Below are 8,083 nucleotides of genomic sequence, written 5' to 3'. Positions count from 1 at the left end.
GGAACCCTTGTCGGCGACATAACCAAACTCGACGTCGATGCCATCGTCAATGCCGCCAATTCGTCCCTTTTGGGCGGGGGCGGTGTCGACGGGGCGATCCATCGTGCCGCAGGGCCGGAGCTCGTGCAGGAGTGCCGGCTGCTTGGCGGCTGCAAAACCGGTCAGGCGAAAATCACCAAAGGCTACCGCCTTCCCGCCCGGCACGTCATTCACACCGTCGGCCCCGTCTGGCGCGGCGGCCGGGACGGCGAACCGGAACTGCTGGCAAGCTGCTACGAAAACAGCCTTCGCCTCGGTCATGAACACGGCTGCCGAACCTTCGCTTTCCCGGCGATTTCGACCGGGATCTACGGCTATCCCGCCGATCTTGCTGCCGGAATTGCTGTCGGCACCGTCAACCGCATGCTGACCGAACTTATCGAAATCGAACGTGTCACACTCGTAGCCTTCAACGCAGAAAGCCATGCCCACTTGATTACCGCGCTTGGGAGGGCGGAAGACTGATGTTCAAGAAAATCCTCATTGCCAACCGTGGCGAGATCGCCTGCCGGGTCATGGCAACCGCAAAACAGCTCGGCATCAAGACGGTCGCCGTCTATTCGGATGCGGATGCAAAAGCCAAGCATGTCGCCATGGCGGACGAGGCCTACTGCATCGGACCGGCGCCGGTCGCCGAAAGCTATCTGAAGGTGGACCGGATCATCGAGGTCTGCCGCAAAAGCGGCGCGGAAGCCGTTCACCCCGGCTATGGTTTCCTGTCGGAAAATCCGGACTTCGTGGACGCGCTTGAAAAAGCCGGCATTGCCTTCATCGGTCCGAGCGCCAAATCCATCCGCGCGATGGGTCTGAAGGATGCCGCCAAGGCCCTGATGGAGAAGGCCGGCGTTCCGGTCGTTCCCGGTTACCATGGCGACAACCAGGACCCGGACTTCCTGAAGGCCCGGGCTGACGAGATCGGCTATCCCGTACTGATCAAGGCCCGTGCCGGGGGCGGCGGCAAGGGCATGCGCCGCGTCGACGATCCGAAGGACTTTGCCGACGCCCTGAAAGGCGCCCAGCGTGAGGGTGAGGCAAGCTTCGGCGACGGCCGGGTGCTGATCGAAAAATACCTGACCAAGCCACGCCACATCGAGATCCAGATCTTCGGCGACAGCCACGGCAATGCCGTCCATCTGTTTGAGCGCGACTGCTCGCTGCAGCGCCGCCACCAGAAGGTGATCGAGGAAGCACCTGCCCCCGGCATGCCGGAGGAGATGCGCCGCGCCATGGGCGAGGCCGCAGTGACAGCCGCCAGGGCCATTGACTATTCGGGTGCGGGCACCATCGAATTCATCGCCGATGTCTCCGAGGGCCTGAAGTCAGACCGCTTCTATTTCATGGAAATGAACACCCGCCTTCAGGTGGAACACCCTGTCACGGAGATGATCACCGGCGAGGACCTGGTGGAATGGCAGCTGCGCGTTGCCTCCGGAGAAGCCTTGCCGAAGCGCCAGGAGCAGCTTTCCTTTGACGGCTGGGCCTTCGAGGCGCGGCTCTACGCGGAAGACGCACCGAAAGGCTTCCTGCCCGCCATCGGCACGCTGGAGCACCTCGCGTTGCCAGAGGACAGCGCCCGCGTCGACAGCGGCGTGCGCTCCGGTGACGAAATCTCACCCTATTATGATCCGATGATCGCCAAGGTGATCGTTCATGGTCCCACGCGCGAGGCCGCCCTCGGCAAGCTGCTCGCCAGCCTCGAGGCGACCGAGGTCGCGGGCTGCGTCACCAATGCCGCCTTCCTGGCCGCGCTCTGCCGCCACGACGGCTTCGCGAAAGGTGACGTCGACACCGGCCTGATCGACCGGGATCTGGAAAGCCTGATCCGGGAACCGGAAGTGCCGGAAGACGCCGTCGCCCTCGCCGCCCTCACCGCCCTCGGCCTGACAAGACCCGCGGCCGGAAACGATCCCTTCGAGACGCTCGCAGGCTGGCGGATCTGGAGCGCTTCGCGCCAGTTTGCCCTGCTCGAAGTCGCCGGGGAGCGCAGGGACGTGGAGGTGCATGCTCGCGGTCACCAGCGGTTTGCCATGCATCTGAAAGGCGGCATCCGCGACTATACCCTGATCAATGTGGACGGCGGCACCATCACCTATGAAAGCGAAGGCCACAGGGCCCGCGCCGTCGTCGTGAAGGGCAGCAAGGGCCTGACCGTGTTCCTGAACGGTAATGCCTTCCCGGTCAGCCTGCCGGATGCGCTGAGCGCTGATGAGGAAGCCGCCGGTGCGGGCGACCAGCTGGTTGCACCGATGCCGGGCCTCGTCAAGGTGCTGACCGCAAAGGCGGGAGACACGGTTTCCAAGGAGCAGCCGCTGGTGATCCTGGAAGCAATGAAGATGGAACACACGCTGAAGGCACCGCGGGACGGGGTGATTGGCGAGGTTCTGGTCTCCGAGGGCGAACAGGTCACTGACGGCACCATCCTTCTGGCCCTTGCGGAGGAAGAAAGCGATGCTGCTGCCTGAGGCTGAAAGTTACGAAGACCTGATCAGCCGGTTCGGCTGGGACATTCCGGACCGGTTCAACATCGGCGTTGCCGTCTGCGACGACTGGGCCGCCCGTGAACCTGAGCGCGAGGCGCTGGTCTTCGTGGAGGAAAACGGCGACACGGCCAGTTACAGCTATGCGGATCTCCGGCGCCTGTCGAGCCAGCTCGCCAATCTCTTCACAAGCCGGGGCGTGCAGGCGGGCGACCGGATCGGCGTTCTCCTGCCGCAGTGCCCGGAAACCGCCTATGCCCATATCGCCGCGCTGAAACTCGGCGCGATCACCATCCCGCTCTTCACGCTTTTCGGCGAGGAAGCCCTTGAATACCGGCTGCGTGATTCAGGCGCCAAGGTCGTCGTGACCGACCGGACGGGTGCCGCCAAGCTGGAGAAACTGCGGGACGCCCTGCCCGAGCTCACCACCGTCTTCTGCATAGACGGCGAAGACGGCAGCGCGCTGGATCTCGCCAGTCACATGGCCGGGCACGAGGACATGTTCCGCCCCTTCGACACAGGGCCGGATGATCCGGCGGTCATCATCTACACCTCCGGCACCACCGGCCAGCCCAAGGGCGCCCTTCACGGACACCGGGTGCTGCTCGGCCATCTGCCCGGCGTGGAGATGAGCCATGACTTTCTCGGCCAGCCCGGCGACCGCATCTGGACGCCGGCCGACTGGGCCTGGATCGGCGGCCTGCTCGACGTGCTGATGCCGGCGCTTTATCTCGGCGTGCCGGTGGTCGCCTGCCGCTTCCGGAAATTCACCGCCGAGGCGGCTTTCCAGCTTTTGCAGGACCAGAAGATCCGCAACACCTTCCTGCCGCCGACCGCGCTGAAGATGATGCGCCAGGTGGAAGAACCTGAAAAACGCTGGACGCTCAATCTGCGTTCCGTCGCCTCGGGCGGCGAAACCCTCGGCGCCGAACTGATCGACTGGGGCCGCAGAACCTTCGGCCTGACGATCAACGAGTTCTACGGCCAGACCGAATGCAACATGATCGTCTCCAGTTGCTCGCAGGTCATGGAAGCGCGCCCCGGCATTATGGGCAAGCCTGTTCCCGGTCACCTAGTCAGCGTCGTCAGCGATGCCGGCGAGGAGCTGCCGGTGGACACTCTCGGCAATATCGCGGTCAAGCGGCCCGACCCGGTCATGTTTCTCGGCTACTGGAACAACCCTGAAGCAACGGAAAAGAAATTCGCCGGAGACTGGCTGCTGACCGGCGACACCGGCATGAAGGATGAAGACGGCTGGATACGGTTCGTCGGGCGGGACGACGACGTCATCACCTCGTCCGGCTACCGCATCGGCCCCGGTGAAATCGAGGACTGCCTGATCAAGCATCCGGCGGTTGCCATGGCCGGTGTTGTCGGCAAGCCCGACCCGCAGCGCACGGAAATCGTCAAGGCCTTCATCATGCTGAAGGCGGGCGCTGCCCCGTCAGATGACCTCGCGAAGGAAATCGCCGATTTCGTCAAGACGCGCCTTGCCGCCCACGAATACCCGCGCGAGATCGAATTCGTCGACGCCCTGCCCCTGACGACGACGGGCAAGGTCATCCGCCGTGAGTTGCGCGCAAGGGCGGAGCAGGAAGGATGAGGATTTCCTCCATACGTCATTCCGGACAAGCGCCCGGCATTTCCTCGTCATCCCTGCGCAGGCAGGAGTCCAGTCTTCTCAAAATACAATGAGCCCCAACATGTCTGACTTCGTCACCCTCTTCGAAATGGGTCCGCGCGACGGGCTGCAGAACGAAAAGCTCTTCGTGCCGACGGCGCAGAAGATCGAACTGGTCGACCTTCTGTCGAAATGCGGCTTCCGCAAGATCGAGGTCACCAGCTTCGTCAGTCCGAAATGGGTGCCACAGATGGCCGACGCCCAGGAGGTGATGGAAGGCATCTACCGGCATCCGGCCGTGGTCTATTCGGTCCTGACCCCCAACGTGAAAGGCTACACAGCGGCCAAACGCGTCTCGGCGGATGAAGTCGCGATCTTCGGCTCGGCCTCGGAGGGCTTCTCGAAAAAGAACATCAACTGCTCCGTCGCCGAAAGCATAGAGCGCTTCAGGCCGCTCCTGGAAAAGGCGCATGAGGACGGTATCCCCGTGCGCGGCTACGTGTCCTGCGTCACCGACTGTCCCTATGACGGCCCGACTCCGCCCGAAAAGGTTGCCGAAGTGGCCGCCCAGCTGTTTGAGCTTGGCTGCTATGAGATTTCGCTCGGCGACACCATCGGCGCGGGCACGCCGCAGACCATCGCCGCCATGCTGGATGCCGTCCTGACGGCAGTGCCGGCGGAGAAACTGGCCGGGCACTACCACGACACCAAGGGCCGGGCGCTGGAGAACATCGAAGTCAGCCTGGAAAAGGGCCTCAGAACCTTCGACAGTGCCGTCGGCGGCCTCGGCGGCTGTCCTTATGCACCGGGCGCAAAGGGCAATGTCGCCACCGAAGCGGTGGTCGGACTGATGAATGAAAAGGGATATGAGACGGGCATCGATCTCGACGCCTTGTCAGCGGCAAGCGCATTTGCCCGCAGCCTCAGGAGCGTTGACGCATGAGTTTTGAGACGATCTCAATTACCGCCGACGAGCGCGGCGTCGCGACGCTGACCCTGGACCGGGCCGAAAAGCACAATTCCCTGTCGGCGAGGATGATTGCCGAACTGACCGACGCCGCGGCCCAGCTGGCGGCGGATCCGAGGATCCGCATCGTGGTCCTGACGGGTGCGGGGGCGAGCTTCTGCGCCGGCGGCGACCTCGGCTGGATGCGCGAGCAATTCGAGGCCAGCCGCGAAACCCGCATGTCGGAAGCCCGCAAGCTCGCCACGATGCTGAAAGCCCTCAACGAACTGCCGAAACCGCTGATCGGCCGCGTCCAGGGCCAGGCCTTCGGCGGCGGCATCGGCATGATGAGCGTCTGTGACACGGTGGTGGCGGTCGACAGTGCCAAATTCGGTCTGACGGAGGTGCGCCTCGGCCTGATCCCGGCAACGATCAGCCCCTATGTGCTCGCCAGAATGGGCGAGGGCAAGGCCCGCCGCGTCTTCATGTCCGCCAGAATCTTCGGGGCCGTGGAAGCAAGGGACCTCGACCTGGTGGCCCGGGTGGTTCCGGAAACCGACCTGGACGAAGCGATCGAGCAGGAGATCAAGCCCTATCTCTCTGCCTCCCCCGCAGCCGTTGCCGCATCGAAGGCGCTGGCCCGGTCGCTCGGCATGGCCATCACCGAAGAGATTATCGAGGACACCATCCGCCGTCTTGCGGACACCTGGGAAACCCCGGACGCCCGGGAAGGCATCTCGGCCTTCTTCGAAAAGCGGAAACCTGCCTGGACGGTGAGGTGACGCGCTTCACTATTCCCTCTCCCTCAGCCTGAGGAGGACCTTTTGGTCCGTCCCTAAGGATGGGCGGCAGACTTCAGCGCAAGTGCCCCATCCTTCGAGACGGTGCTACCGCACCTCCTCAGGATGAGGCTGAGTGTGCAGTGCCGGGCGTTCAGAGCCGAAAAACTTTCGCCCGCCTCAGTGGCCGGCGCTGCGGCGCGCATGCTCGATCAGGGCGGCGATGCGGGCGACTTCCTTCTGCTCCGACCTGGGCGGCTCTTTTTCCGGGCCGCCGTACATGCGCTCCCGGCGCTCGCGGATTTTCTTGCGCTGGAATTCGCTGATCCCTTCCGGCAGATCAATGCCTGCCCGGTCGATACTGATCAGAATGCGCTGGAGGTCCGGAAGGAGCTCGGAAGACATCGTGAAAGTCGCGCCGTCCCGGCGCTTGAAGACAAGCGTCTTCGTGCTCTCCGCACCATTCAGAAGCACGGCGGACCGGCGGCCGATTGATCCGACGGTCGATTGAAACAGGGCCACCCAGCCAGCGGCCTGCCAGAGGCGCACCTCGATCTTCTTAAGTTCCTCGTATTGCACACGAACCCTCAGACCGAACTGGGTGAATTCAAATCCGTTGGAGAAGAAACGGACCCAGGAGGTTTCCTGGCGCACGGCCACTGTAAAGACGAGAAAGGAGGCGGAGGCGGGCAGCAGGCAGAGCAGGGCCAGGAACGCCAGCCCGCCGGAAGCCTCTACCATGCCGATGATGGCAAGCGGAAAGAACACGATGCCCAGAAGAAAACCGGTCAGGTCAAGCGCGGCCACCGAGGGTTTCGAGACGGGCGTCACCGCGCCCGACGGCGCGCGCTGTTTGGGCAGGGCGGCGTAAATACCGGCGGCGGCCGCCAGGCACAGAAGGCTGCTCAGCACCGACATGAAGAAATACCCGCCGACGACGGCAAGAACGCCCAGGCTCAGAGGAATAAGCCGGCGAGTAAATTCAAGTTTTGCAGTTTTACCCACGCCGCTCTCCGTGCGCCCAAACAGCGAAATCGAAATAACTCGGGAAGACTTACTGATTCTTCCATTGAATCAATTGAGCCGGTCCAAATCAAGCGGCAGTTGCGGCAATCCAGAATCAAAGTAACTTTCAGGCAAATCCCGATCGGAAAAACTGACAAGCCGGAGGGTCCAAAGCCCTGGAAGAACGGCGGTGGTGTCAGGACACTTTCTTTTCACGCGACAGAAAACTGAACATGTCGCGCTCTTTTCCGAACTTCGGTGCTTCCAGTTCCAGAAACTGGTGCATGATCGTGTCGATGTCATCCGCATTGAACGGTTTTTTCAGGAAACCGGAAATGCCGACGAAGGCCGCGGAGCGCTCCAGATAAGTCGTGTCGTTGGTGGACATCATGTAGATGCCGATCTTGCTGGACAGGGAGCGAATGGATCCCGCCAGTTCGATGCCGTCGCATCCGGGCATGTGAAAATCGGTCAGGACCAGCTTGAACCTGCCGGACGACAGCGCCCTGAGCGCCGCCTGCGCACCGTCCGCTTCCGATATCTCGAAATCGAACCGGCTGCTTTCCAGGACCTTCCGGGTCAGCTTCCGCATGGTCGCGCTGTCGTCGACGATCAGGATCGGATAGGTGGTCGTCATCTTCATGTAGGTCGAGACGATTTCCGAGACCTCGTCCTGCCGGAAGGGCTTTTTCAGGAAGTGATAGGCACCGAACCGCCTGAGCGACGCCGCCATCTCGTTGTCGAGCTGACTGGAAGTCACCACCGCGAGGCAATCGCGCGATTTCGTCCCGGACATGGCCTTGACGACTTCCGGCCCGTCCAGGCCCGGCATGTTCACATCGATGAAGGCCAGGTCGATCTGTTTCTTCTGCAGAACCTCGAGGGCCGCCCGGCCATTGTCGACATTCTCGATTTCGATGTAGCGCTTGCAACGGTGAACGTTGATGCCGTCGTTGACGACCTCCCGAGCGACGCCGCTGTCGTCCGCAACCAGTATGCGTATCATCTTGTGAAGCAAGTTCGATCACCTCTGTGCATCAGGGTGCAGGCGCATTTCACCCTCATTCGGGCGTCTGAACCCCTGGCTGCCTCGACCAATGGCCTCGGTTAAATTTACAATGATAGTAAATTTCGAAATGTATATTTTCAGTTACCGTCCAATTTTCACGCGAAATAGACAAAGATATATTTGAAGATCCGAATATGTATTTTCATA

Annotated in this window: 7 protein-coding genes; 5 read left to right on the top strand and 2 right to left on the bottom strand. The window is 62.2% G+C overall.

Annotated features, from left to right (window positions below; genetic code table 11):
* The 5 genes from ACQY7U_RS01380 to ACQY7U_RS01360 form a co-directional block, all read left to right on the top strand.
* Positions 1-504 (top strand): O-acetyl-ADP-ribose deacetylase (locus ACQY7U_RS01380; RefSeq protein WP_428641210.1); only part of this gene is annotated, 504 nt, incomplete at its 5' end.
* A complete protein-coding gene (locus ACQY7U_RS01375; RefSeq protein ID WP_428641208.1) occupies positions 504-2,501 on the top strand; it encodes an acetyl/propionyl/methylcrotonyl-CoA carboxylase subunit alpha in 1,998 nt (665 codons plus the stop codon). The genes ACQY7U_RS01380 and ACQY7U_RS01375, both read left to right, overlap by 1 nt.
* Positions 2,488-4,119 (top strand): acyl-CoA synthetase, encoded by a 1,632-nt coding sequence (locus ACQY7U_RS01370; RefSeq protein ID WP_428641206.1) that lies wholly within the window; start codon positions 2,488-2,490, stop codon positions 4,117-4,119. Before ACQY7U_RS01375 ends, ACQY7U_RS01370 begins: the two co-directional genes overlap by 14 nt.
* Before the next feature lie 100 nt (positions 4,120-4,219).
* Positions 4,220-5,080, top strand: a complete 861-nt coding sequence (locus tag ACQY7U_RS01365) for a hydroxymethylglutaryl-CoA lyase (protein ID WP_428641204.1) — start codon at positions 4,220-4,222, stop codon at positions 5,078-5,080.
* A complete protein-coding gene (locus tag ACQY7U_RS01360) occupies positions 5,077-5,865 on the top strand; it encodes a crotonase/enoyl-CoA hydratase family protein (protein WP_428641202.1) in 789 nt (262 codons plus the stop codon). The genes ACQY7U_RS01365 and ACQY7U_RS01360 overlap by 4 nt, the downstream gene beginning before the upstream one ends.
* A 177-nt stretch (positions 5,866-6,042) precedes the next feature.
* Here ACQY7U_RS01360 and ACQY7U_RS01355 read toward each other — a convergent pair whose 3' ends face one another.
* Together ACQY7U_RS01355 and ACQY7U_RS01350 are read right to left on the bottom strand one after the other, a co-directional pair.
* A complete protein-coding gene (locus ACQY7U_RS01355; RefSeq protein WP_428641201.1) occupies positions 6,043-6,867 on the bottom strand; it encodes a hypothetical protein in 825 nt (274 codons plus the stop codon).
* A 196-nt stretch (positions 6,868-7,063) separates the two neighbouring features.
* Positions 7,064-7,873, bottom strand: a complete 810-nt coding sequence (locus tag ACQY7U_RS01350) for a response regulator (RefSeq protein ID WP_428641199.1) — start codon at positions 7,871-7,873, stop codon at positions 7,064-7,066.
* Between the last annotated feature and the right edge of the window lie 210 nt (positions 7,874-8,083).

This window comes from Roseibium sp. (assembly GCF_050301095.1).
In the GTDB taxonomy this organism is placed as follows: Bacteria; Pseudomonadota; Alphaproteobacteria; order Rhizobiales; family Stappiaceae; genus Roseibium.
Note: the sequence above shows the minus strand (reverse complement) of the source record. Positions and strands in the feature narration are given on the sequence as shown.